The organism is Streptomyces sp. NPDC051684, assembly GCF_044453445.1.
Lineage (GTDB): Bacteria > Actinomycetota > Actinomycetes > Streptomycetales > Streptomycetaceae > Streptomyces.
The window spans coordinates 195,934-218,399 of the sequence record NZ_JBITCS010000001.1; the positions used below are offsets into that span (position 1 = coordinate 195,934).

General features: G+C 71.2%; 22 protein-coding genes and 2 pseudogenes. 13 read left to right on the forward strand and 11 right to left on the reverse strand.

Going from position 1 to position 22,466, the window contains the following annotated elements; all coding sequences use genetic code 11:
- Nucleotides 1-161: 161 nt before the first annotated feature.
- A complete protein-coding gene (locus ACIA8D_RS00935; protein ID WP_399227789.1) occupies nucleotides 162-1,742 on the reverse strand; it encodes a methylmalonyl-CoA mutase in 1,581 nt (526 codons plus the stop codon).
- Nucleotides 1,743-1,958: 216 nt separating this feature from the next.
- Here ACIA8D_RS00935 and ACIA8D_RS00940 point away from each other — a divergent pair, with 216 nt between their 5' ends.
- Entirely contained in the window at nucleotides 1,959-2,744 is a 786-nt protein-coding gene (locus ACIA8D_RS00940) for a L,D-transpeptidase family protein (protein ID WP_399227790.1), read from the forward strand.
- A 218-nt stretch (nucleotides 2,745-2,962) separates the two neighbouring features.
- Here ACIA8D_RS00940 and ACIA8D_RS00945 read toward each other — a convergent pair whose 3' ends face one another.
- The 4 genes from ACIA8D_RS00945 to ACIA8D_RS00960 all read right to left on the reverse strand — a co-directional run bounded on the left by ACIA8D_RS00945 (nucleotide 2,963) and on the right by ACIA8D_RS00960 (nucleotide 5,937).
- On the reverse strand, nucleotides 2,963-4,075 hold the full coding sequence (locus tag ACIA8D_RS00945; protein WP_399227791.1) for a hypothetical protein: 1,113 nt from the start codon (nucleotides 4,073-4,075) through the stop codon (nucleotides 2,963-2,965).
- The gene (locus tag ACIA8D_RS00950) at nucleotides 4,075-4,752 is read right to left on the reverse strand and encodes an RNA polymerase sigma factor (protein ID WP_399227792.1); all 678 of its coding nucleotides are present in this window, start codon (nucleotides 4,750-4,752) and stop codon (nucleotides 4,075-4,077) included. Before ACIA8D_RS00950 ends, ACIA8D_RS00945 begins: the two co-directional genes overlap by 1 nt.
- A gap of 338 nt (nucleotides 4,753-5,090) precedes the next feature.
- The gene (locus ACIA8D_RS00955; protein ID WP_399227793.1) at nucleotides 5,091-5,306 is read right to left on the reverse strand and encodes a hypothetical protein; all 216 of its coding nucleotides are present in this window, start codon (nucleotides 5,304-5,306) and stop codon (nucleotides 5,091-5,093) included.
- Nucleotides 5,307-5,340: 34 nt separating this feature from the next.
- Nucleotides 5,341-5,937: an RNA polymerase sigma factor gene (locus tag ACIA8D_RS00960; protein WP_399227794.1), complete on the reverse strand. Its 597-nt coding sequence runs from the start codon at nucleotides 5,935-5,937 to the stop codon at nucleotides 5,341-5,343.
- Nucleotides 5,938-6,214: 277 nt separating this feature from the next.
- Here ACIA8D_RS00960 and ACIA8D_RS00965 point away from each other — a divergent pair, with 277 nt between their 5' ends.
- On the forward strand, nucleotides 6,215-8,692 hold the full coding sequence (locus ACIA8D_RS00965) for an N-acetylmuramoyl-L-alanine amidase (RefSeq protein WP_399227795.1): 2,478 nt from the start codon (nucleotides 6,215-6,217) through the stop codon (nucleotides 8,690-8,692).
- Here ACIA8D_RS00965 and ACIA8D_RS00970 read toward each other — a convergent pair.
- The 5 genes and pseudogenes from ACIA8D_RS00970 to ACIA8D_RS00990 all read right to left on the reverse strand — a co-directional run.
- Nucleotides 8,631-9,749: pseudogene (locus ACIA8D_RS00970) on the reverse strand (MFS transporter); the annotation flags it as partial. The gene ACIA8D_RS00965 and the pseudogene ACIA8D_RS00970 overlap by 62 nt on opposite strands.
- Nucleotides 9,750-9,937: 188 nt before the next feature.
- Nucleotides 9,938-10,171, reverse strand: a pseudogene (locus ACIA8D_RS00975) (hypothetical protein); the annotation flags it as partial.
- A gap of 55 nt (nucleotides 10,172-10,226) precedes the next feature.
- A complete protein-coding gene (locus ACIA8D_RS00980; protein ID WP_399227796.1) occupies nucleotides 10,227-10,793 on the reverse strand; it encodes a hypothetical protein in 567 nt (188 codons plus the stop codon).
- Nucleotides 10,794-10,875: 82 nt separating this feature from the next.
- Nucleotides 10,876-11,385: a hypothetical protein gene (locus ACIA8D_RS00985; RefSeq protein WP_399227797.1), complete on the reverse strand. Its 510-nt coding sequence runs from the start codon at nucleotides 11,383-11,385 to the stop codon at nucleotides 10,876-10,878.
- 102 nt (nucleotides 11,386-11,487) lie between these two features.
- On the reverse strand, nucleotides 11,488-13,059 hold the full coding sequence (locus tag ACIA8D_RS00990) for a glycoside hydrolase family 20 protein (RefSeq protein ID WP_399227798.1): 1,572 nt from the start codon (nucleotides 13,057-13,059) through the stop codon (nucleotides 11,488-11,490).
- Between the two features lie 183 nt (nucleotides 13,060-13,242).
- Here ACIA8D_RS00990 and ACIA8D_RS00995 point away from each other — a divergent pair, with 183 nt between their 5' ends.
- The 5 genes from ACIA8D_RS00995 (at nucleotide 13,243) to ACIA8D_RS01015 (ending at nucleotide 17,515) form a co-directional block, all read left to right on the forward strand.
- Nucleotides 13,243-13,941 carry a 2-oxo-4-hydroxy-4-carboxy-5-ureidoimidazoline decarboxylase gene (locus tag ACIA8D_RS00995; RefSeq protein ID WP_399227799.1) on the forward strand — a complete coding sequence of 233 codons (699 nt, stop codon included), beginning with the start codon at nucleotides 13,243-13,245 and terminating at the stop codon, nucleotides 13,939-13,941.
- Nucleotides 13,942-14,090: 149 nt separating this feature from the next.
- On the forward strand, nucleotides 14,091-14,471 hold the full coding sequence (gene sdhC / locus ACIA8D_RS01000; protein ID WP_266713332.1) for a succinate dehydrogenase, cytochrome b556 subunit: 381 nt from the start codon (nucleotides 14,091-14,093) through the stop codon (nucleotides 14,469-14,471).
- An 8-nt stretch (nucleotides 14,472-14,479) separates the two neighbouring features.
- The gene (locus ACIA8D_RS01005; protein WP_399227800.1) at nucleotides 14,480-14,965 is read left to right on the forward strand and encodes a succinate dehydrogenase hydrophobic membrane anchor subunit; all 486 of its coding nucleotides are present in this window, start codon (nucleotides 14,480-14,482) and stop codon (nucleotides 14,963-14,965) included.
- Between the two features lie 19 nt (nucleotides 14,966-14,984).
- A complete protein-coding gene (gene sdhA / locus ACIA8D_RS01010; RefSeq protein WP_399227801.1) occupies nucleotides 14,985-16,739 on the forward strand; it encodes a succinate dehydrogenase flavoprotein subunit in 1,755 nt (584 codons plus the stop codon).
- Nucleotides 16,739-17,515 (forward strand): succinate dehydrogenase iron-sulfur subunit, encoded by a 777-nt coding sequence (locus ACIA8D_RS01015; RefSeq protein ID WP_399227802.1) that lies wholly within the window; start codon nucleotides 16,739-16,741, stop codon nucleotides 17,513-17,515. Before sdhA ends, ACIA8D_RS01015 begins: the two co-directional genes overlap by 1 nt.
- 34 nt (nucleotides 17,516-17,549) lie before the next feature.
- Here ACIA8D_RS01015 and ACIA8D_RS01020 read toward each other — a convergent pair whose 3' ends face one another.
- On the reverse strand, nucleotides 17,550-18,041 hold the full coding sequence (locus ACIA8D_RS01020) for an Lrp/AsnC family transcriptional regulator (RefSeq protein ID WP_399228048.1): 492 nt from the start codon (nucleotides 18,039-18,041) through the stop codon (nucleotides 17,550-17,552).
- A 78-nt stretch (nucleotides 18,042-18,119) separates the two neighbouring features.
- Between ACIA8D_RS01020 and ACIA8D_RS01025 the strand changes: the two genes are divergently transcribed.
- The 6 genes from ACIA8D_RS01025 to ACIA8D_RS01050 all read left to right on the forward strand — a co-directional run bounded on the left by ACIA8D_RS01025 (nucleotide 18,120) and on the right by ACIA8D_RS01050 (nucleotide 22,451).
- Nucleotides 18,120-19,052: an SMP-30/gluconolactonase/LRE family protein gene (locus ACIA8D_RS01025; protein ID WP_399227803.1), complete on the forward strand. Its 933-nt coding sequence runs from the start codon at nucleotides 18,120-18,122 to the stop codon at nucleotides 19,050-19,052.
- 44 nt (nucleotides 19,053-19,096) lie between these two features.
- Entirely contained in the window at nucleotides 19,097-19,504 is a 408-nt protein-coding gene (locus tag ACIA8D_RS01030; RefSeq protein WP_399227804.1) for a VOC family protein, read from the forward strand.
- Between the two features lie 124 nt (nucleotides 19,505-19,628).
- Nucleotides 19,629-20,036: a hypothetical protein gene (locus tag ACIA8D_RS01035; RefSeq protein WP_399227805.1), complete on the forward strand. Its 408-nt coding sequence runs from the start codon at nucleotides 19,629-19,631 to the stop codon at nucleotides 20,034-20,036.
- Entirely contained in the window at nucleotides 20,033-20,518 is a 486-nt protein-coding gene (locus ACIA8D_RS01040; RefSeq protein ID WP_399227806.1) for a thiol-disulfide oxidoreductase DCC family protein, read from the forward strand. The genes ACIA8D_RS01035 and ACIA8D_RS01040 overlap by 4 nt, the downstream gene beginning before the upstream one ends.
- Nucleotides 20,519-20,528: 10 nt before the next feature.
- Nucleotides 20,529-21,266, forward strand: coding sequence for a TetR family transcriptional regulator (locus tag ACIA8D_RS01045; protein WP_399227807.1), 738 nt, complete (start codon nucleotides 20,529-20,531; stop codon nucleotides 21,264-21,266).
- A gap of 45 nt (nucleotides 21,267-21,311) precedes the next feature.
- Nucleotides 21,312-22,451, forward strand: coding sequence for a D-alanyl-D-alanine carboxypeptidase family protein (locus ACIA8D_RS01050; protein ID WP_399227808.1), 1,140 nt, complete (start codon nucleotides 21,312-21,314; stop codon nucleotides 22,449-22,451).
- Nucleotides 22,452-22,466 lie beyond the last annotated feature (15 nt).

Genomic DNA, 22,466 nt, shown 5'->3' on the forward strand with positions numbered 1-22,466 from the left:
CCCCACGCCTCGGGGCTCCGCCCCGGACCCCGCGCCTCAATCGCCGGCGGGGCTTGATAGATCAAGCCCCGCCGGCGATTGGTATCTCAAGCCCCTGCGGCGATTGAGCAGCGGGGTCCGGGGCGGAGCCCCGTGAGCTCAGCCCCGTCGCAGCGCAACGGTCAGAACGTCTCCGACGGGACATACGCCCCCCACACCCCTCGCAGCGCGTCACACACCTCGCCGACCGTCGCGCGGGCGCGCAACGCGTCCTTCATCGGGTAGAGGACGTTGTCCTCACCCTCCGCCGCCTTCTTCAGCTCGGCGAGCGCCGCGTCCACCGCGGACTGGTCCCGCCCGGCCCGCAGCTTCGCGAGCCGCTCGGCCTGCTGCGCCTCGATCGCCGGGTCGACGCGGTGCGGCTCGTAGGGCTCCTCCCCGGCGAGCTGGTAGCGGTTGACGCCGACCACGACGCGCTCACCGGAGTCGGTCTCCTGCGCGATGCTGTAGGCGGAGCGCTCGATCTCGCTCTTCTGGAAGCCGCGCTCGATCGCGTTGACCGCGCCGCCCAACTCCTCGACCTTGTCCATGAGTTCGACGGCCGCGGCCTCCACGTCGTCCGTCATCTTCTCGACGACGTACGAGCCCGCGAAGGGGTCCACGGTGGCCGTGACATCGGTCTCGTACGCGAGGACCTGCTGCGTGCGCAGCGCCAGGCGCGCGGACTTGTCGGTCGGGAGCGCGATGGCCTCGTCGAAGGAGTTCGTGTGCAGCGACTGCGTACCGCCGAGGACCGCGCCGAGCCCCTGGACTGCGACGCGCACCAGGTTCACCTCGGGCTGCTGGGCGGTGAGCTGCACGCCCGCCGTCTGCGTGTGGAAGCGGAGCATCATCGACTTGGGGTTCTTGGCGCCGAACTCCTCCTTCATCACCTTCGCCCAAATCCTGCGCGCCGCACGGAACTTGGCGACCTCCTCCAGGATCGTCGTACGGGCGACGAAGAAGAACGACAGGCGCGGCGCGAAGTCGTCGACGTCCATGCCGGCCGCGATGGCCGTGCGGACGTACTCGATGCCGTCGGCGAGCGTGAAGGCGATCTCCTGCGCGGGGGAGGCACCCGCCTCGGCCATGTGGTAGCCGGAGATCGAGATGGTGTTCCACTTCGGGATCTCGGCCTTGCAGTACTTGAAGATGTCCGCGATCAGCCGCAGCGAGGGCTTGGGCGGGAAGATGTAGGTGCCGCGGGCGATGTACTCCTTGAGCACGTCGTTCTGGATGGTGCCGGTGAGCTTGTCGGCCGGCACCCCCTGCTCCTCGCCCACGAGTTGGTACATCAGCAGCAGCAGCGCGGCCGGCGCGTTGATCGTCATCGACGTGGAGACCTTGTCCAGCGGGATGCCGCCGAACAGGACGCGCATGTCCTCGATGGAGTCGATGGCGACGCCCACCTTGCCGACCTCGCCGGAGGCGATCGGGGCGTCGGAGTCGTGGCCCATCTGGGTCGGCAGGTCGAAGGCGACGGACAGGCCCATCGTGCCGTTCTCGATGAGCTGCTTGTAGCGGGCGTTGGACTCGGTGGCCGTGCCGAAGCCCGCGTACTGGCGCATCGTCCACGGGCGGCCCGTGTACATCGTCGGGTACACACCGCGCGTGTACGGGTACGCGCCCGGTTCACCCAGCTTCTGATCCGGGTCCCAGCCCTCCAGAGCCGACGGGCCGTAGACCGGCTCGATGGGCAGTCCGGACTCGGATTCGCGCGCCATGGTTGTGCCTCCAGCGATGACTTGCCGATGCTTACTTGCCAGTAGTGAACGACCCTCGCGACGGACTGTAGCGACGGGCGTGCGGCCAGTGGAGAGTCCCGCGCTGGGACCTTGCTCACAGGCTTCTCCACGTTTCGGCGTGGGCAGTATCCGGCGTGACGAGAGAGCACGGCCCGGCAGGCGGGGGATGTCATGCGGACAGCTGTCCTACGTTCGATGATCGGCGTCATCGGCACGGTCGTCCTGGTGGGCGGCTGTACGGCCCAGGCCGTGGAGGGCGGGCGGACACCGGACTCGCCCACCGCGACGCACACCCCCTCCGGCCGCGACGACGCCAAGCCCGCCGCGACACCTTCCGCGAAGCCCTCCCCGAAGGTCCTCCTCGCCCCCGGTGACAGCTCCAAGGACGTACGGGAGCTGCAGGCGCGGCTGCGCCAGGTGGCCTGGCTCTACAACGGGCCCACGGGCACGTACGACGACGTGACCGCCGACGCGGTCAAGGGGTTCCAGGGCAAGCGCGGCCTTCCGCGCACGGGTGAGACGGACACCGTGACCTGGCAGCGCCTGCTGAACATGACGCACGAGCCGGGCAAGTGGGAGCTGTACCAGTTCGGCGGGCAGCCCCCGGCGAAGCCGGATCCGCGCTGCATGACGGGACGGGCGATCTGCGTCAGCAAGACCAGCCGCACCCTGGCGTGGATGGTGGACGGCAAGCGCGTCCTGACGACGGACGTGCGGTTCGGGTCCCAGTACACACCGACCCGCGAGGGCGTCTTCCACGTCGATTTCAAGTCCCGGCACCACGTCTCGACGCTCTACGACTCCCCCATGCCGTACGCGATGTTCTTCAGCGGCGGCCAGGCGGTGCACTACTCCGGGGACTTCGCGGCGCGCGGCTACGCGGGGGCCTCGCACGGCTGTGTGAATGTCAAGGACGAGCGGACGATCGCGAGGCTGTTCGCGCAGGTCCGGGTCGGCGACAAGGTCGTCGTCTACTGGTGAGGGCGCGCAGGCGAGGGCGCGACGCCGAGATGTTGAAGGGCGCGGGTGGGACCGGGGGAACGTGTCCCACCCGCGCCGGTGGCACTGAGCGCCAGGTACGGGGGGAACCCGGGCTCGTGCGCGGCCGATGACCAGTCGGCTCACTCATTACTGCGCCGCGGCGTCCAGAAACGTCACACCTGGCGCGCAACCTTTTTGGCCCGTTGCGTTTCCGCAGGTCACGGAGTCGGGCTCGCGCTCGTGCTGTCGCTGAGGCGCGCGCTCACGTCGGGGCTGGGGGCGGCGGCGGCCGAGTCGAGTTCGGCGCTCGGGCTGACGCCGGGTCCGGGGCTCGCGTCGGCGCCCGGGTCACCGTCCTCGTCCTCGTTCCCGCCGTCGCCCGAGCCGTCGCTCTTGCCGCCCGAGCCGTTGCCGTTGTTCGTGGCGCTCTTGCTGCCGGAACCGCTCTTGTCGCCCGAGTCGTTCGAGGCGGTCTTGTCGGCCGACGATGTGGGGTGGCCGGACCGGGCCAGGACCCGGTCGCAGAAGCGGCCGAGGCTCCGCGCGTCCTGACCGAGGGCCTTCGCGGACGCCTGGAGGCGCTGCACGTCCGCGGCACCGAACTGCCTCGCCCGGTACTTGCGGCAGGTCTCGACGAGCTTGCGCGCCTGGGCCCTCGCCCCTTCGGTGGCGCTCTGGGCCGGCTTGGGGCCGTTCCCCTTGGCCGTACGGCCGGAGCCGGGGGCGCCCTTGCCCTTGTCGTGGGACGGGGGGCCCGAGGCGGAGCCGCTGCCGGGCGCGCCGGAGGACTCCGTCGGCCCCGGCACCGCGTGGCCGTCCTCCGTGACCCCGGCGGAGGCCGAGGCGAGCGGGCGGTCGGGGCTCGCGGCGGCGGACACCGACGCGGCCGGCGCGGGATCGTCCGAGCCGCGGAACGGCGAGGGCAGCACCCCGGTTCCCGCGGCGACCGCGACCCCGCCGACCATGCAGGCGGCGAACGCGGCGACCGCGCCGAGACGCGCGGGACGGCCCCAGCGCGAACGCCGCGCGGCCGGCTTCGGAGCGGGCCGGGCGGCACGCCGGGCGCGGCCCGGGCGCGCGGGGCCGCTCGCGGCCTCGTTCACAGCGGCGTTCACAGCTGTGACGGCGCGGGTCTCGCGGAACGCCTTCAACGCGGCATCCTCACCGGGCAGTTCACCCTCGGGCCCGGCCGGCACCGCGGTCAGCGCGTGCAGCGCGGCGGTCAGGCGGTCGGCCCGCCCCGCGTCGTCTCCGGAGACGACCGGGGCCTCTCCGCGCAGCAGGCGGTCCGCCGCGTCGCGGTTAAGCCACTTGTCGTGCTCGTCGGCCATCACATGTCCTTCTGCGTCCGCGAACGCGAATGCGTCACACCTGCGGACGTCGCCGTGCGGGTGCGGTCACGCCGTGGAGTCGGTACCGCTTCGAGGGAGCCTGCGGCGCTCTCGGCCGCCGTGGAATCGGCGGCGCCGAGCAGCTCGGCCAGCCGTTTCAGGCCGCGGTGCGCGGCGGTGCGGACCGCGCCGGGCCGTTTGCCGAGGGTCTGCGCGGCGCTCTTGGCGTCGAGGCCGACGACGACGCGCAGCACGACGGCCTCGGCCTGGTCCTGCGGGAGCTTGGAGATGAGGGCCATGGTGTCGCCGGTGGCGAGGGACTCCATGGCCTCGCCCGCGGTGTCGGAGAGGGCGGGTCGGCCGGTGAGCTCGGTCTCGTCACCGCCGACGGCGGGCCGGCGTCCCCGCATGCGTATGTGGTCGAGCGCCCGGTTGCGGGCGATCCGGGCGGCCCAGCCGCGGAACCGGTCGGCGTCGCCCTCGAAGCGGTCGAGGTCGCGGGCCATCTGCAGCCAGGCCTCCGACGCGACGTCCTCCGCGTCCGGATCGCCGACGAGCGTGCGCACATATCCGAGCAGCCGTGGGTGCACGGCGCGGTACACGGTCCGGAAAGCGGCCTCGCTCCCGTCCCGCGCCGCAAGCACCGCGGCGGTCAGCTCCGCGTCGTCCCCCAGCACTCCCTGCCCCTGCCCTGCTCCGGCCGTGAAGCCATGTGCGCCGTCGAAACGGGTGCGCGCCCGGCGCGAACCAGAACGCTACGGCCTGAAACGTCCTCGCGTCCATGTTCGTACAACGGGCAACCAACGGTTCCTCAGGGAGGTGTGACAGAAAACGCACCGGCGACGCTGAGACAAGTACGGGCCGCTCGCGACCCGTGACGCGCGGCGGCCGGGGTCTCTCCTGTGGGGGGTGGCGACCTCGGCCGTCCCGCATATGGGCTGCCGCCCGGTTCCGCGTGCGTGTCCCCGCCCCTTCGTAGGCACACGTCTCGGGGCTCCGCCCCGGACCCCGCGCCTCAATCGCCGGCGGGGCTGATATCGCCCGCCCTCCAGTCGTCACGGCGGCGTGGGGGCGCGGCGAGCGCGCCGGAGTCGCGGGCCGCGCGGTAGGCGGCGAGCGCCTTCCGCTCACCGTCCGCGTCCGGTGTCCCGGCCACGGCACCGGCGAGCAGCGCGCCGACGGCGGTCCCGTCGGCATCGGGTTCGACCGGCGGCGAGGAATTGGCAGTCATCTCGCCTCCCCCAGCGTGCGCGCCACCCGATCCGTCACACCGGGCGCCCGCCCGGCCCGTCGCCCCCGAGCCGGCGGGCGAGCCGCTTCAGGCCCCGGTACGCGGCCGTGCGCACGGCCCCCGGCCGCTTGCCGAGGACCCGCGCGGCGGCGGGCGCGTCGAGGCCGACGACGACCCGCAGCAGCACGGCCTCGCGCTGGTCGGGCGGCAGCAGGTCGAGCAGCGCCAGCGCGCGCTCGGTGGAGAGTGCCTCCAGTGCCTGCTCCGCGGTGTCCTGCACGCCGGGCAGTTCGAGCACGTCCTGCTCCAGGGCGGCCGGCCTCGGCCGCACCTTCTGACGGCGCAGCAGATCGAGCGCGCGGTGTCGGGCGATGGTCGCGGTCCAGCCGCGAAAGCCCGCCCCGTCGCCCCGGAACCTGCCGAGGTCCCGGGCGATCTCCAGCCACGCGTCGGAGGCGACGTCCTCCGCCTCGTCGCCCACGAGCCCGCGCAGATAGCCGAGCAGCCCCGGCTGTACGAGCCGGTAGGCGACGGCGAAGGCGGCCTCGTCGCCCTCCTGCGCCCGTGCGACGGCCGCGCCCAGCTCCCCGTCGTGCGCCTGCGCGCGACGGGGTTCCCCTCCCTGGCCCAACCGGTCACCCCCTGACCGGATCAGCGCCGCCCTCCACGAAAACGTCACAGGAAGCCGGATCACAGGAGGTGACGTAGGCCACACCAGCGCAACCGGTGACACTTCTCGACAGTCGTTCGCTGGATAGAGCATCTACCCGCGTTTCACGCGGGGTCCATGTGAACTTCATCAAGGGGTGGGGCAATTGAGCCCGCGACATTCGCGAGAAAAAGCGGCCGACGCGCGCAGATCGCACGCGTACAAGCCGCTGAGTCTCAAGCGGAGAGCGTGGATCACGATGGGGGCGGTCGTGGTCGGCGGCGCCGGAGTCGTGACGTACGCGATGGCCGATCCCGGCACCGACGCGGCCCCGGCCGCCGCGTACCGGGCCGCTGCCGTGCACACGTTGGGCCTGGAGACGAAGGCGGACCGCAAGGTCGTTCCGCGGAAGTCGACGCAGCGGTTCAACGCCGTGTCCGTGACGTGGAAGAACCCGAAGGACCGCATCGACGGCACGGCCCAGTTCCGGGCGCGGGACGCGGCGTCCGGCACGTGGGGCTCCTGGACCACCCTGCCGAAGGAGACCAACGACGCGGACGGCGCCGAGCGCGCGGCAGCCGACATCCGCGGCGGCACCGCGTCCGTGTCGACGCAGACCGCCTCGAACGGCGTCGAGGTGCGGGTCGTCGATGCCGACGGCGAGGCCGCCGACCTGCCGTCCGGCATGGACGTCAAGCTCATCGACCCGGGCGCCGGCACCCGCAAGGGCGCCGCCGAGCCCGCCGCGTTCAGCTCCGACGAGACGCCGCCCGAGGCCCGCCCCTCGACGGTCGTGAAGCCGGCGATCATCCCGCAGTCGGTGTGGGGCTCCGGCCTCCCGCACGACGGAACTCCCGTGTACGACACGGAGATCAAGGCCGCCGTCGTGCACCACACCGGCGTCGACTCGGACAACCAGGTGCCGTGCGCGCAGAGCGCCCAGCGGCTGCGCGAGATCCAGCAGGACCACGTCGGCAAGGGCTACTACGACATCGGCTACAACTTCGTGGTCGACCGCTGCGGCCAGATATTCGAGGGCCGCACCGGCGGCATGGACCTGCCGGTGCACGGGGCCCACGACTACGGCTTCAACACGGACACCGTCGGCATCTCGTACATCGGCAACTTCGAGTCGGCGAAGCCCACGAAGGCCGCGCTCGACGCCATCTCCCGCGTCGTCGCCTGGAAGTTCGGCCAGTACGGCATCACGGCGACCGACAAGGTGACGCTGACGTCCAACGGCGACCTCGGCACCGACGGCAACAAGGTCGCCAAGGACACCACCATCACGCTCCCCCGCGTCTTCGGCCACCGGGACACCAACGCCACCGCGTGCCCCGGCGCGAACCTGTACCCGAAGCTGAGCCGCGTCGCGACGCAGGCCGCCGCCCCCGGCGTCTCGCACGCCCTGGCGTCCCAGAACGTCGTCGGCGACGCCACCGACGACATCGTGGCGGGACTGCCGAAGGGGTCGAGCGGCGGCCAGATCGCCCTCGTGCCCGGCAGCGTCTCCGGCCCCACGGCCACCGGCAAGAAGCTGATCTCGCAGTCGAGTGCGGGCGTGCCCGGCGCGGGCGAGAGCGGTGACGAGTTCGGCGCCTCCACCGCCACCGGCGACATCAACGGCGACGGCCACACCGACGTCGTCGTCGGCCAGCCCGGCGAGGACGACACGGCCGGCCACGCCGACCGCGGCGCGTACACGATCCTGAACGGACCGGACTTCACCACCGGCACCGGCGTCAACATGGACGGCAGCTACGAGCTGACCAACGCGCGCTTCGGCTCCGCCGTGGCCGTCGGCGACTTCAACGCGGACGGCACCGCCGACGTGTTCGCCGCCTCCACCGGCACCGGCGGCACCTGGAGCGCCCGCTACGGCGACGGCTGGGACACCGACTCCGCGATCACCACGACCGAGGACAACCTGTCCAACGCCGACGCGGCCTCCGGCGACTTCAACCGGGACGGCTACGCGGACGTCGCGCTCAACTACCGCGACGGCGCGGGCATCGGCAAGGTCGTCTGGTACAAGGGCGGCTCCGGCGGCCTGCGCAAGGCCGCGACGCTGTCCGTCAAGGGCGGCCGCTCCATCGGCGCGGGCGACATCAACGGCGACGGCATCGACGACATCGCCATCGGCCAGCCGTACACCGCCGAGTCCGGCGCGGCGGCCGGCGGCCAGGTCACCTTCGTCAAGGGCTCGCTGCCCACGTCCACGACCGCGGGCGGACTGACCACCTCGGGCGCCAGGACCGTCCACCAGGACACCTCGGGCGTCCCCGGCGTCGCCGAGGCGGGCGACGCGATGGGCGCCTCGATCGCGGTCGGCGACTACAACCTCGACGGCTACGCGGACGTCCTCGCGGGCGCCCCGAACGAGGACATCACCCGCACCTCGAACCGCTCCAACGCCGGCAACTCGATCCTGCTGAAGGGCACGTCGACCGGGATCACCGGCACCGGCGCGCTCACCGTCACGCAGGACACGGCCGGCGTTCCCGGCGACACCGAGACGAACGACAACCTCGGCTCGGCGGTCGCCCTGACCGACCTCTCCGGGTACGGGCGCACCGACCTGGTGCTCGGTTCGGCGGGCGAGAACACGGGCGAGGGCATGCTGACCTACGTACCGAGCAACTCCGGCGGTCTGGGCCTGTCCTCGACCAGCAACCTCACGAAGGCCAAGCTCGGCACGCCCGCGACCGGGCGCCTGGGCACCAACCTGGCTCCGTAGCACGCGCGTTGCACCACCGAGGGCCGTGGGGGCCGTTCAGTCCCCCACGGCCTTCTCCGTCACGGCGTCGGCCACCGGTGCCGTGTCCGCCGCTCCCGGCGCCCGCGGCGAGGGCGCGGCGGTCGGCGCCGGGCGTCGCGTGCTCGGTGAGGTAGCGGGCGGTGACGCTCGCCGCGATCGTGTTGAGCAGCGCCGTGCCGATCGAACCGCCCACCTGCTGCGCGGTGTTGAAGGTCGCCGAGGCCGCGCCCGCGTCCTGCGGGGCGACGCTGCCGGTCGCGAGCGACACCGACGTCATCATGGCCGTGCCCATGCCGAGACCGAGCAGCAGCATGCCCGGCAGCAGATGCGAGGCGTACGCGGGCTCGGTCCCCACCTGCGCGATGATCGTGAGGCCGCCCGCCGCGACGACCAGCCCCGGGACCATCAGGGCGCGCGGCGGCACCCGGTGCAGCAGCCGCGCGGCGACCTGCGTCGAGCCGACGATCATGCCCGCCGTGATGGGCAGATAGGCCACACCCGTCTTCACCGGCGAGTACCCGAGCGCCCGCTGCATGCAGTACGTCAGGAAGAGGAAGACGCCGAACATCCCGATGGTCACGAACAGGATCGTGCAGACGCCCCGACGCGCTGCCGGTCCCTGATCACGGCGATCGGCAGCAGCGGCACTCGCGCCCGGCGCTGCCAGAGGCCGAAGGCCACGAGCAGGGCCACTCCCCCGATGAGCAGGGAGAGCACCAACGGATCGCCCCAGGGCCGCGACGAACGCCCCGAACACGCCGAACGCGCGGCTGCGCTCCCGGGGTTCGGTGAAGGTCGTCGCGAGCAGCGAGAGCGCGGCGGGCGCGAGCAGCGCGGCGAACACGCCTTGCAGCGCCCGCGCCCCGAGCAGCATCCCGGGCCCGGCCGCGGCGCCACCGAGGGCAGACGCGGCGGCGAACCCCAACAGGCCGACGCAGAAGGCGAGTTTGCGGCCGATCGGATCGGTGATCCGCCCGCCGAGCAGCAGCAGCCCGCCGAAGGCGAGCGTGTACGCGGTGATCACCCTCCCCCACTGCCCTAGGGCTTGTCGTTTGGATCAGGCCGGATCAGGGAGCGGGGCCTGGTGCGTGCGATCGCAAGGCGGAGGAGGGAGGCGACGCGGAGCGTCGTCGACCGACGACAACGCCGCGAGCGTGCGTGCCAGGCCCCGCGAGCCCGGCCTGATCCAAACGACAGGCCCTAAAGGCGTGGGGGTACCCCCGGCCGGTTGCCGTCGGTCATGCCCAGATCGGTCTGGGCCGAGGGCAGCGCGATGTTCACGATGGTCATGTCGAGGACGACCATCAGCTGGGCGACCGCGATGACGACGAGGGCCCACCAGCGGCGCGGATCCGGCGGCGGCTGGTCCTGGCTCTGGGCGGCGGGGCGGGTGTCGGCCACGGGACTCGGCCTCCTCCATCGGCGGCTGCGCGGCTCGCTGCGCGCATCGCCTCTCATCCTCCGCCCGCACGCCCGTTTCGCACCGGCGCGTGCGCCAATGTCTACGAGGTCGTCAGCCGCGTCCCCGGGCGCGCCGCGAGACGGCCGCCCGCAGCACCCTGCGCCCCTCCGTCGAGACGACCAGGGCCTGCCGAAGGCCGCCCGCGCCACCGCCCGCGAGCAGCTCCAGGATCTGGGTCTGGCGGCGCAGTTCGGCCGCGACCAACGGCGACATGCCCTCGGTGCGGCCCTCGCGGCGCGCGCTCACGCTGGCCGCCCGGTCCTCCGCCACATCGAGCATCCGGTGCACCTGGAGCGCGGCCACCGAGCAGGCGTCCGCCCACTCCCGCCACGCCTCGGGCACCGCCCGCTCCGGCGCGGCCCCGAGCATCCGGCGCACCAGGTCGGCGGCCTCGCCCTCGCCCGCGGCGCCCTTCAGCGCGCCGCGCGCCGCCACGAGCCGCGCTCCCCAGTCCGCGCCGTCCTCCGCGAGACTCGCCCACAGCGGGCGCAGCACGTCCTCCTCCGGATCGCCGGGCCCGCCGACGCCGAGCAGCGGCACACACCGGTCGAGGCAGCCGAGCCCGCTCGTGGCGAGGCCTCGCTCATCGGCCTGCGCGATCAGTTCCACCAGGCTCATCGACGCAACGCTCCTCCGGACGCGGACCCAGCAATTCCTCTTCGCACCTACGCAACCAACTGCGTCCGCGCAGCACAGAACGTCACTGCCCGCCCACTCCGAGCCGGTCGAGGAAGCGGAAGAACAGCTCCTCGGCGGAGGGCTCGGCGGCCGCGCGCAGCACCTCGTCGAGCGGCGCCAGCGGCACCTCGCGGCCGCACTCCTCGGCCCAGCCGACGGCCCGCTCGGCGGCGTCGCCCGGCGGCAGGAAGTAGTCCTCCAGGGCGCGTTCGTCCCCGCCGATGTACCCGGTCATCGCGGAGCGCCCCAGGCACGCCGTCCACGCGCCGCTCTCGGGGCCCGCCGCCTCGACGACCGCGCAGGCGGAGTCCATGACGTAGGCGAACAGGGCGGGCGCCCCGGTCTCCGCCGCCAGCGCGTTCATGCTGCCCACGTCCCGCGGCTGCTCGCCGCCGCCGGGGCACTCCCACACCTGCCAGCCGCCGGCCCGCTCCTCCAGGAGCGTCAGCTCCTCGCGCACGCCGCTCAGGGCCTCGCACTTGTCCAGCGGCCGGCCGCTTCTGGCGACCACGTAATAGCCCCAGTAACCCATGCCCGTTCCCCCCGTCCCGGTGTACGCCACAAACGTCGTACCTGCGGCCGAATAGACCACAGCCACAAGGGACTTCGCCACCAGAACGGCGGATCGCGGCCGTCAGCCGTCCAGCTTGTCGGCCAGGTCGACGAACTTCGGCCAGCTCAGCTCCGGCTCCTTCGGGTCCCACAGCTTCTGCACGGTCGCCCGCAGCGGCATCCGGATGCCCTTGGCGACCTGTTCCGGGGTCTGCGATCCGGCGAGGTCGCACCAGACGGCGAAGGAGCCGCCGAGGATCTGGTCGTCGTACTTCGCGGGCACCGGGCTCGTGCCGCGCAGCACGCGCGGCGTCCAGCTCTTGTAGATCCGCTCACCGGTCGGATAGACGAAGGTGTTGGGCTGGCCGAGGACGTAGTACAGGAACTCGTCGTTGTAGTTGGTCACCTTCCGGCCCTCGTCCAGATACTCGAGCGGCTCGCGCGCCCCGATCTCCTTGCCGGTCCAGTACGCGACCTCGATGCCCTTGTCGGCTTGGACGATCCCGCCCTTGTAGAACCCGTCGTTCCAGGCCTTCAGGTTCCGGTCGAACGGCGCCATGGTCTTCGCCCGGTCGTTGAGCCAGCCCTGCGCGAGGTCCTGGACCTTCGCGTTCGCCCCGTACTTCTCGCGCGCCGCGGCGGCGAGCTGCGGGTAGGAGGTCTCGGGGTTCTCGCTCATCAGCGCCCGGTACTCGTCGGCGCCCAGATGCCAGTACGCACCCTTGAACAGCTTCGCGTACTCCTTCAGGAGATCGTCGACGATCTTCGCGGCACCCGGCTTCGAGATGTCGACGGCGCCGCGCGCCGCCACCCCGCTCGCGTCGCGCAGCTGGAGGTCGGGGTGCGCGGCGATGACCGCGCCCAGGTGCCCCGGCGAGTCGATCTCCGGCACGACCGTGATGTGCCGCTGGGCGGCGAGCTTCAGGATGTCCTTCACCTGCGCCTTGCTCAGGTGCTCCTTGGAGACGATCTCGGGATGCGAGTCGGACGCGATCCGGAAGGACTGGTCGTCGGAGAAGTGCAGCCCCAGCTGGTTGTACTTGAGGTCGCCGATGTCCCGGATCCGGTCCTTGATCCAGTCGGCCGTGAAGTGCTTGCGCGCGATGTCCAGGTTGAAGCCGCGCTGCGCCTTGGCGGGCTCGTCGGCGGTGACGCCCTCCGGTGCCCGCGCACCGTCGTGCACCTCCTGCTTGAGGGTGCGCGTTCCGTAGTACACGCCGGTGTCGCTCGGCCCGGTGATCCGCACGGTGCCGCCCTCGACGGCCATCCGGTACGACTCCGGGTTCGCGCCGCCCTTGTCGTCGTCCCCGCCGATCGACAGCTCGACGTCGCCGACCCCCGCGTCCTCGCCCGACCCGGCGTACTTCAGGTCCAGCTCGTCGGCGAGCAGGCGCCCCTCGTCGGCCAGTTCGCCGTCCTTCACGACGACCTTGCCGCCGTCCGGCTTCCAGCCGGGCCCGTGCGCGGGCGTGAAGTCGCGCACCTCGGGGATCGTGTGCGCGGGCTTGGACAGGGGGTACGAACGGGTGGGCGAGGGCGCCGAGGTCGTCGCCGACTTCCCGTCGGAGGGCGACCCGCCACCACCCCCGCACCCCGCGACCGCGACCAGGACGACCCCGACGCCAACGGCCACCAGAGCCTGCCGCTCCTTCACCACGCGCACCTCACTAGACCCTGTAAGACCGACACGTACGTTGCCGACGGTAACGGTGCCCCTCCAGGGGCGCGGGGAACTGCGCGAACGCAACCACGACGAGTCGGAAGCCGCTCGAAGAAACGAACAAACACGGCAACCCGCGCTACCGTCCACCCAGCCTTCGCAAACCGGCCCGTCCGAGTGAATTTCACACATCCGCCGGACACTCACGACAAGCTCTGGCTAACGTTTGCGGCACATCCACCCCGCCAGCCCCGCCGCCGGAGGCCCCCGCTGAGCCCGCTCCAGACTCCCGGCCGCCTGCCCGCACCGGTCGTACCGGCCCAGGCCACGGCACCCGGCACCGCCGGAGGCCTCGCACGCTTCAACGCGCTGCCGCGGGAGGCCGCCGAGCAGACCCTGCACACGTGCTGCCGCAGCCGGGCCTGGGCGAGCCGGGTCGCCGCGCACCGCCCCTACCCGGACGTGGACGCGCTGCTCGCTGCGGCGGACGAGGCGGCCTACGACCTGGCCCCCGCCGACATCACCGAGGCGCTGACCGGCGAGGACCTGGTGCTGCCGCCCGACCCCGCCGCGTACTCGGGGCACTCGGGCTACTCGGCGTACTCCGCCGCGAACACCGCGCTGGTCGCGGCCCACGGCGCGTACCAGACCCGCTTCGGCCACCCCTTCGTGATCTGTCTGGACGGCATCGCGCCGAGCGAGGCCCTCGACCACCTGCTCGCGGCCCTGCGCACCCGGCTCGGCCACGACCCGGTGCACGAGCGCGAACTGGCCGCCGAGGAGCTGCGGCGACTCGCCCGGGGCCGACTCGCCCGGCTGACGCGCGCCGAAACCGGCCGGGAAACCGGCATCAATAGCCCGTACGTGCCTGTTTGATTGCCTGTTTGATCACACATAAGGCCCCCGTGCGAGTGTTCCGACAGCTCGTCGATACGATGACGAGCGGCCGGTGGACCGTACCCGGCCGGGCCCGCCCGACACTGAAGCCGGCGCGGCTCTAGTCCCCGCTCCCGGAGGGTTCTTCCGTGCCGGCTGGAACGCTGTACCGCGGCCGGGAAGGCATGTGGTCGTGGGTGGCTCATCGAGTCACCGGTGTCCTCATTTTCTTCTTCCTGTTCGTGCACGTCCTCGACACCGCTCTCGTCCGCGTCTCCCCCGAGGCGTACGACGATGTCGTTGGTACCTATAAGACGCCGATCGTCGCGCTTCTGGAATACGGCCTCGTGGCCGCGATTCTGTTCCACGCGCTCAACGGTCTGCGTGTGATCGCCGTCGACTTCTGGTCGAAGGGCCCGCGCTACCAGAAGCAGATGCTCTGGACCGTCATGGGCATCTGGATCGTCCTCATGGTCGGGGCCCTGTACCCCGTCCTCGGCCACGCCGTCCGCGCACTCTTCGGGAGCTGAGGCCAGACATGTCCGCTGACACCACCCCCGCACAGTCCGGCGTCGGTCCCGTCGAGGGCGTCTCGCTCTACGACGTCGACAACCCGGCCCCGTACATCGAGCCCCCGCGCAAGCGCACCTCGAAGACCCCGCGCTCGACGCGCGGCAACTTCGAGATGGCCGCATGGCTGTTCATGCGCCTGTCGGGTGTCGTCCTCGTCGTCCTGGTCCTCGGCCACCTGCTGATCCAGCTCGTGCTGGACGGCGGCGTCTCCAAGATCGGCTTCGCCTTCGTGGCCGGCCGCTGGGCGTCCCCGTTCTGGCAGGGCTGGGACCTGCTGATGCTGTGGCTCGCGATGCTGCACGGCGCGAACGGCCTGCGTACCGTCATCAACGACTACGCCGAGCGCCCCCAGACCCGTATGTGGCTGAAGGGCCTGCTGTACGCCGCGACGGTCTTCACCGTCCTGCTGGGCACGCTGGTGATCTTCACCTTCGACCCGAACATCCGTTAAAGCCGAGGCGAGCGAACCAGTGAAGATTCACAAGTACGACACCGTCATCGTCGGCGCCGGCGGCGCCGGCATGCGCGCGGCCATCGAGTCGACGAAGCGCAGCCGCACCGCCGTGCTGACCAAGCTCTACCCCACCAGGTCCCACACGGGCGCCGCGCAGGGCGGCATGGCCGCCGCGCTGGCCAACGTGGAGGAGGACAACTGGGAGTGGCACACCTTCGACACGATCAAGGGCGGCGACTACCTGGTCGACCAGGACGCCGCCGAGATCCTGGCGAAGGAGGCCATCGACTCGGTCCTCGACCTGGAGAAGATGGGCCTGCCGTTCAACCGCACGCCGAACGGCACCATCGACCAGCGCCGCTTCGGCGGTCACTCCCGCAACCACGGTGAGGCCCCGGTCCGCCGGTCCTGCTACGCCGCGGACCGCACGGGCCACATGATCCTTCAGACGCTGTACCAGAACTGCGTGAAGGAGGGCGTGGAGTTCTTCAACGAGTTCTACGTCCTGGACCAGCTGATCGTCGAGGAAGACGGCGTCAAGAAGTCCGCCGGTGTGGTCGCCTACGAGCTGGCCACCGGCGAGATCCACATCTTCCAGGCGAAGTCGGTCATCTACGCGTCCGGCGGCACCGGCAAGTTCTTCAAGGTGACGTCCAACGCGCACACCCTGACCGGCGACGGCCAGGCGGCGTGCTACCGGCGCGGGATCCCGCTGGAGGACATGGAGTTCTTCCAGTTCCACCCGACCGGCATCTGGCGCATGGGCATCCTCCTTACGGAAGGCGCCCGTGGTGAGGGCGGCATCCTCCGCAACAAGGACGGCGAGCGCTTCATGGAGAAGTACGCGCCGGTCATGAAGGACCTCGCGTCCCGTGACGTCGTGTCCCGCTCCATCTACACGGAGATCCGTGAGGGCCGCGGCTGCGGTCCCGAGGGCGACCACGTCTACCTCGACCTCACGCACCTCCCGCCGGAGCAGCTCGACGCCAAGCTCCCGGACATCACGGAGTTCGCGCGCACGTACCTCGGCATCGAGCCCTACACGGACCCGATCCCGATCCAGCCGACCGCGCACTACGCCATGGGCGGCATCCCGACGAACGTCGAGGGTGAGGTCCTGGCGGACAACACCACCGTCGTCCCGGGCCTGTACGCCGCCGGTGAGGTCGCCTGCGTCTCGGTGCACGGCGCCAACCGTCTCGGCACCAACTCGCTGCTCGACATCAACGTCTTCGGGCGTCGTGCGGGCATCGCGGCCGCCGAGTACTCCCACAAGGCCGACTTCGTCGAGCTGCCGGAGAACCCGGCGCAGCTGGTCGAGAACCTGATCGAGCAGCTGCGCGACTCGACGGGCACCGAGCGCGTCGCGGTCATCCGCAACGAGCTGCAGGAGTGCATGGACGCCAACGTGATGGTGTTCCGCACCGAGCAGACGATCAAGACGGCCGTCGAGAAGATCGCCGAGCTGCGCGCCCGCTACAAGAACGTGTCCGTCCAGGACAAGGGCAAGCGGTTCAACACCGACCTCCTGGAGGCCATCGAGCTGGGCAACCTGCTCGACCTGGCCGAGGTCATGGCGACCTCCGCCCTGGCGCGCAAGGAATCCCGCGGTGGTCACTACCGCGAGGACTTCCCCACCCGCGACGACGTCAACTTCATGCGCCACACCATGGCGTACCGCGAGGTCGGCGACGACGGCAGCGAGTCCATCCGTCTCGACTACAAGCCGGTCGTCCAGACCCGCTACCAGCCGATGGAGCGTAAGTACTGATGGCTACCCCGACCATGGACAAGGCGGAAGCGGCGGGCGCGCCCGAGGCCGGCTTCGCCGACACCCCGAACATCACGATCACGCTGCGCGTGCGCCGGTTCAACTCGGAGGTCTCCGACGAGTCGACCTGGCAGGACTTCCAGCTGGAGATGGACCCCAAGGAGCGGGTTCTCGACGCGCTGCACAAGATCAAGTGGGAGCAGGACGGCACGCTGACGTTCCGTCGCTCCTGCGCGCACGGCATCTGCGGGTCCGACGCGATGCGGATCAACGGCAAGAACCGTCTTGCCTGCAAGACGCTTCTCAAGGACATCAACCCGGAGAAGCCCATCACGGTCGAGGCCATCAAGGGCCTCACGGTCCTCAAGGACCTCGTGGTGGACATGGACCCGTTCTTCCAGGCGTACCGCGACGTCATGCCGTTCCTCGTCACGACGGGCAACGAGCCGACGCGTGAGCGCCACCAGTCCGACGAGGACCGGGCCCGCTTCGACGACACCACCAAGTGCATCCTGTGCGCCGCGTGCACGTCGTCCTGCCCGGTGTTCTGGAACGACGGCCAGTACTTCGGTCCTGCCGCCATCGTGAACGCCCACCGCTTCATCTTCGACTCGCGCGACGAGGCCGGGGAGCAGCGCCTGGAGATCCTCAACGACCGTGACGGTGTGTGGCGTTGCCGCACCACCTTCAACTGCACGGACGCCTGCCCGCGTGGCATCGAGGTCACCAAGGCGATCCAGGAAGTGAAGCGGGCGCTGATCACGCGCCGCTTCTGACCTGTCGGTCGTGCCCGGGTGTGGGCCCCGCTCCTCATGAGGAGCGGGGCCCACACCCCTTTTCGGGGGCGTGCTGGCCGAGGGCCGCCGGATCCGTCGCCACCGGCCGCTCGAAGAAGGTCTCGAGCACCACAGTCGCCTGCGTCCCGCTCACCCCGTCGATGGCGTACAACCGCCGCAGCACGTCCTGGAGTTGCTCCGTCGTCGCCGAGCGGACCTTGACCAGGACCGCGGCGCTGCCCGCGATGACATGGGCCTCCACGAGTTCCGGGATCGCCGCGAAGGCGGCCGCCGACTCCCCCATCCAGGCCGTCGAGTCGACCATCACGTACGCGAGGACGCCCTGGCCGACGGCTGCCGGGTCCACGTCCACCGTCGTACGGCGGATGACGCCGCGCTCGCGCAGTTTGCGGACGCGCTCGTGGGCCGCGCCCGCCGACAGGCCCACTTCCTTGCCGAGTGCCGCGTAGGCCGTCGTCGCGTCGCGCTGGAGCGCCGCGATCAGCCTGCGGTCGACTTCGTCCACGATTTCCATGGCGGAACCATATCTCGTTCTGTCATAGTCGAGATCAGCCGAACTGCATACTGTTTCGCATCCTGGAGGATGACCGTGGCCGTAGAGCGCGTTCCCGTCTCGTACGAGATCCTCGACGAGCGTTTCCGTACCGGGCGGTGCGCGAGCGGCGACGACTACTTCGAGGTCCTGGACAGCAGCGGCCGCTGGACCGAGGGGCCCGTCTACCTGCCCGCCTGGCGACAGCTCGTCTGGAGCGACATCCCCAACGACCGGCTGCTGCGCTGGGACGAGACGACCGGGACCGTCGGCGTCTTCCGCTCGCCCGCGGGCTACGTCAACTGCAACGCCCCCGACCGCGAGGGCCGCCTGATCCACTGCGAGCAGGGCAACCGGCGCGTGACGCGGACCGAGCACGACGGGACGCTCACCGTGCTCGCCGACCGCTGGCGGGGCAAGCGGTTCAACAGCCCGAACGACGCCGTGGTGCGCTCGGACGGCACCATCTGGTTCTCCGACCCGGACTTCGGGATCACCAGCGACTACGAGGGCTTTCGCGCGGAGTCGGAGATCGGCGCGAACAACGTGTACCGGATCGAACCCGGCAGCGGTGAAGTGACGCTCGCCGCCGACGGGTTCGGGGCGCCCAACGGGCTGGTGCTCTCCCCCGACGAGAGCCGGCTGTACGTGTCCGACACCCGCGGCGGCGTCCTGCGCGGCTTCGACGTGCGCGAGGACGGGACCCTCGGCGAGGGCACGGTGTTCGCGGAGATGAAGGACGGGCTCGGGCGGTTCGACAACATCCGCTTCGACGACCAGGGGCACCTGTGGGCCGCGGCCATGACCGGCGGCGTGCACTGCTACCACCCGGACGGCACCCTGCTCGGACGACTGCTCACGCCCGAGCCGGTCGCCAACATCGTGTGGGGCGGGGCCAAGAACAACCTGCTGTTCCTCGCCGCCACCACGTCCGTGTACTGCCTGATGACCGCCGCGACCGGGGCGCCACGGATACGCCGGTGAAGCGCATTGCCATGATTTGCCCGTCTCATGGCTAATCTGACGCCATGTCGCATGATGCAGACCTGGAGATCCTCGGGTTCGACAACGTCCTGTTCCCCGTCGGCGACCTGGCCGAGGCCGTCACCTTCTACGAGCGCGTCGGGTTCCCCGTGAAGGTCCGTATCGACGAGGCCGGGATCGCGCTGCTCGCGGCCGGCAAGGAGACGCCCGGGCTGCTGCTGCGGGCCGAGGACGGCTTCGAACACCGGCCGCCCGGCTGGCCCACCACGCGGCTGTGGCTGGAGGTGCCGGACGCGCGGGCGGCGGCCGACGGGCTGCGCGCCGGGGGCATCGAGCTGCTCGACGCCCCCTTCTCCACCTCCACCGGTCACGTGGTGGAGTTCGCCGACCCCTGGGGCAACGTCGTCGGCCTCACGGACTACCTCAAGAGGCCGGAGCTGGCGCGGAACTGAAGCCTCCGTTTGAGGCCCTGGTCACGTTCACGGTCCCACCCACAACTCTCGCTTGAACATGTTCAAAAACGGGTCTAGATTCATGACCGTCAGCGTTTTTGAACGCGTTCAAGGAGGGTGGGGCATGGACCTCACAGTCGTCGCATACGTCGTCTACCTGGTCGTCAGCATCGGTCTGACCATCTGGGTGGCCCGCACCCTGAGCCGCAACGGCCGGATCTTCCTGGCCGACGTGCTGCACGGGAACGAGAAGCTCGCCGAGGCCGTCAACCACCTTCTGGTGGTGGGCTTCTACCTGGTCAACCTCGGATTCGTCGCCCTGTACCTGAGCGGCGACGAGGACATAGCGAGCACCCGCGAGGTGTTCGAGGCGCTGTCCACCAAGCTCGGGGTCGTCCTGCTCGTGCTCGGTGTGATGCACCTGGGGAACGTCTACGTCCTCAACAAGATCCGGCGGCGCGGCGTCATGGAGCGGGAGCAGCAGCCGCCCGTCCCGCCGCAGGGCTGGGCCGCCCCGGTGGCCGGGGCGTGACAGCGGTGGGAACGGACCTGGCGGACCGGGGCGCCACGGGGGTGGTCCCGGTCCGCCGGCTCACGGTCCTCTACGACGCCGACTGCGCGCTGTGCACCCACGTCCGCAACTGGCTGGTCAAGCAGCGCCAGTTGGTGCCGCTCGACCTGGTGCCCGCCGGGCACGCACGGGCCCGGGCGCTCTTCCCCGGCCTCGACCACTCGGCCACGCTCCGCGAGATCACCGTGATCGGCGACGGCGGCCAGATCTACCGCGGCGCCGCCGCCTGGGTCGTGTGCATGTGGGCGCTGCGCGAGTACCGGGCCACCTCGCACCGGATGGCGACGCCCATGGGTCTGCGGTTCGCCAAGCACGCGGTGCTGGGCGCCGCCAAGTACCGCGAACTCCAGCAGCAGCGCCAGGACGGCTGGACCTACGACCCGCAGCGCGGCTGGTTCCACGCGCCGCCCGCCTGCGACAGCGGCTGCCGCACGGCCGATTAGGCTCGGGACCGTGGCAGCAGACGAACCCCTGAAGAAGAGCGCGGACGCCCCGGCGAAACCCGAGAAGCCCGCGAAGAGCGAGCAGACGCGGGCGCTCATCCTGGAGACCGCGATGCGGCTGTTCCGGGAGCGGGGCTACGACAAGACCACCATGCGGGCCATCGCCCAGGAGGCCGGGGTCTCGGTCGGCAACGCGTACTACTACTTCGGGGGCAAGGAACACCTGATCCAGGGGTTCTACGACCGGATCACCGCCGAACACCAGGCGGCGGTCCGGTCCGTGCTCGACACGGAGACCGACCTCCAGGCACGGCTCGCGGGCGTACTGCGGGCCTGGCTGGAGATCGCCGAGCCGTACCACGAGTTCGCGGCCCAGTTCTTCAAGAACGCGGCCGACCCGGACTCCCCGCTCAGCCCGTTCTCCGCCGAGTCGCAGCACGCCCGGGAGATCGCGATCGAGCTCCACCGGGAGGTGCTCGCCGGCTCGAAGGCCAAGGTGCCCGCGGAACTCGCGGAGATCCTCCCGGAGTTGATGTGGCTGTCCCAGATGGGGCTCGTCCTGTACTGGGTGTTCGACAGCTCCGAGGGGCGCGAACGCAGCCGGCGGCTCGCCGACCGGGGCGCCCGGCTCACGACGCGGGGCGTGGCGCTCGCCCGGTTCCGGGTGCTGCGGCCGCTCGTCCTGGAGGTGCACGAGCTGTTCATCGACTTCCTGCCGGGGATGACGCGCACCCTGGGCAAGCGTTAGGGACCCGCCGGTCTTTACCCGCCCTTTGGCCTGTACCTTCGCGGAATGCCCGGCACGACCTCAGCATTCCCCCCACAGTTCAGCCGCCGCGCCGCCCTCGGCCTCGGGGCGGCGACGGCCGCGGCCGTCGCCCTGCCCGCGCCGTCCGCCTCGGCGGCCTCGAGCATCCAGGTCCGGTACCGGGCGGGCGCGCCGAAGCTGCCGAGGCTCGCCGCGAAGGCGTGGCTGATCGCCGACAACGACAGCGGCGATGTGCTCGCCTCGTACAACGGGCACCGGCGGCTGCCGCCGGCCTCCACGCTGAAGATGCTGTTCGCGGACACGGTGCTGCCGAAGTTCGACCACACGCTGAAGCACAAGGTGACGCCCGAGGACCTCGCGGACATACCGTTCGGCTCCAGCCTCGTCGGCATCCAGGCCGGGACGACGTACAGCGTGCACCAGCTGTGGCAGGGCGTGTTCCTTCGCTCCGGCAACGACGCGGTGCATGTGCTCGCGAACATGAACGGCGGCGTCGACAAGACGGTCGCGCAGATGCAGGCGCGCGCGAAGGACCTCCGGGCGAACGACACGCACGTCGTCAGCCCGGACGGCTTCGACCACAAGGGGCAGGTGTCGTCCGCGTACGACCTGACGCTGTTCGCCCGCGCGGGCCTCAAGAACGACGACTTCCGCGGCTACTGCGCCACCAAGGTCGCCGACTTCCCGGCGGGCGGCTCCAAGACGTTCCAGATCCAGAACACCGACCGCCTGCTGACCGGGCAGGGCGTCACCCCGTACCCGGGCCTCATCGGCGTCAAGAACGGCTACACCTCGCACGCGGGCAACACCTTCACCGGCGCCGCGACCCGCGGCGGCCGCACCCTCCTGGTCACCGTGATGCACCCGGAGTCCGGCTACGAGGCGGTGTACGAGGAGACGGCCGCGCTGCTCGACTGGGGCTTCAAGGCGGCGGACAAGGTGCGTCCGGTCGGCGAGTTGGCCACGCCGCTGAGCGAGCGCCCGAGGCCGACCCGCGAGCCCCACGTGGCGGGCGCGGGGCCCGCCGCGGCGAGCCCGTCCGGCGGCGCGCACGGCGACGACTGGGCGCTCGGCGGCTCCGCGGCCCTCGCCGCGCTCGCGGGCGGCGGCCTGCTGGCCCTGCGCCGCCGCGCGAAGCCGACGGGGCGACGCAGGAAGGCCTGACGTCCCCGACCGGTC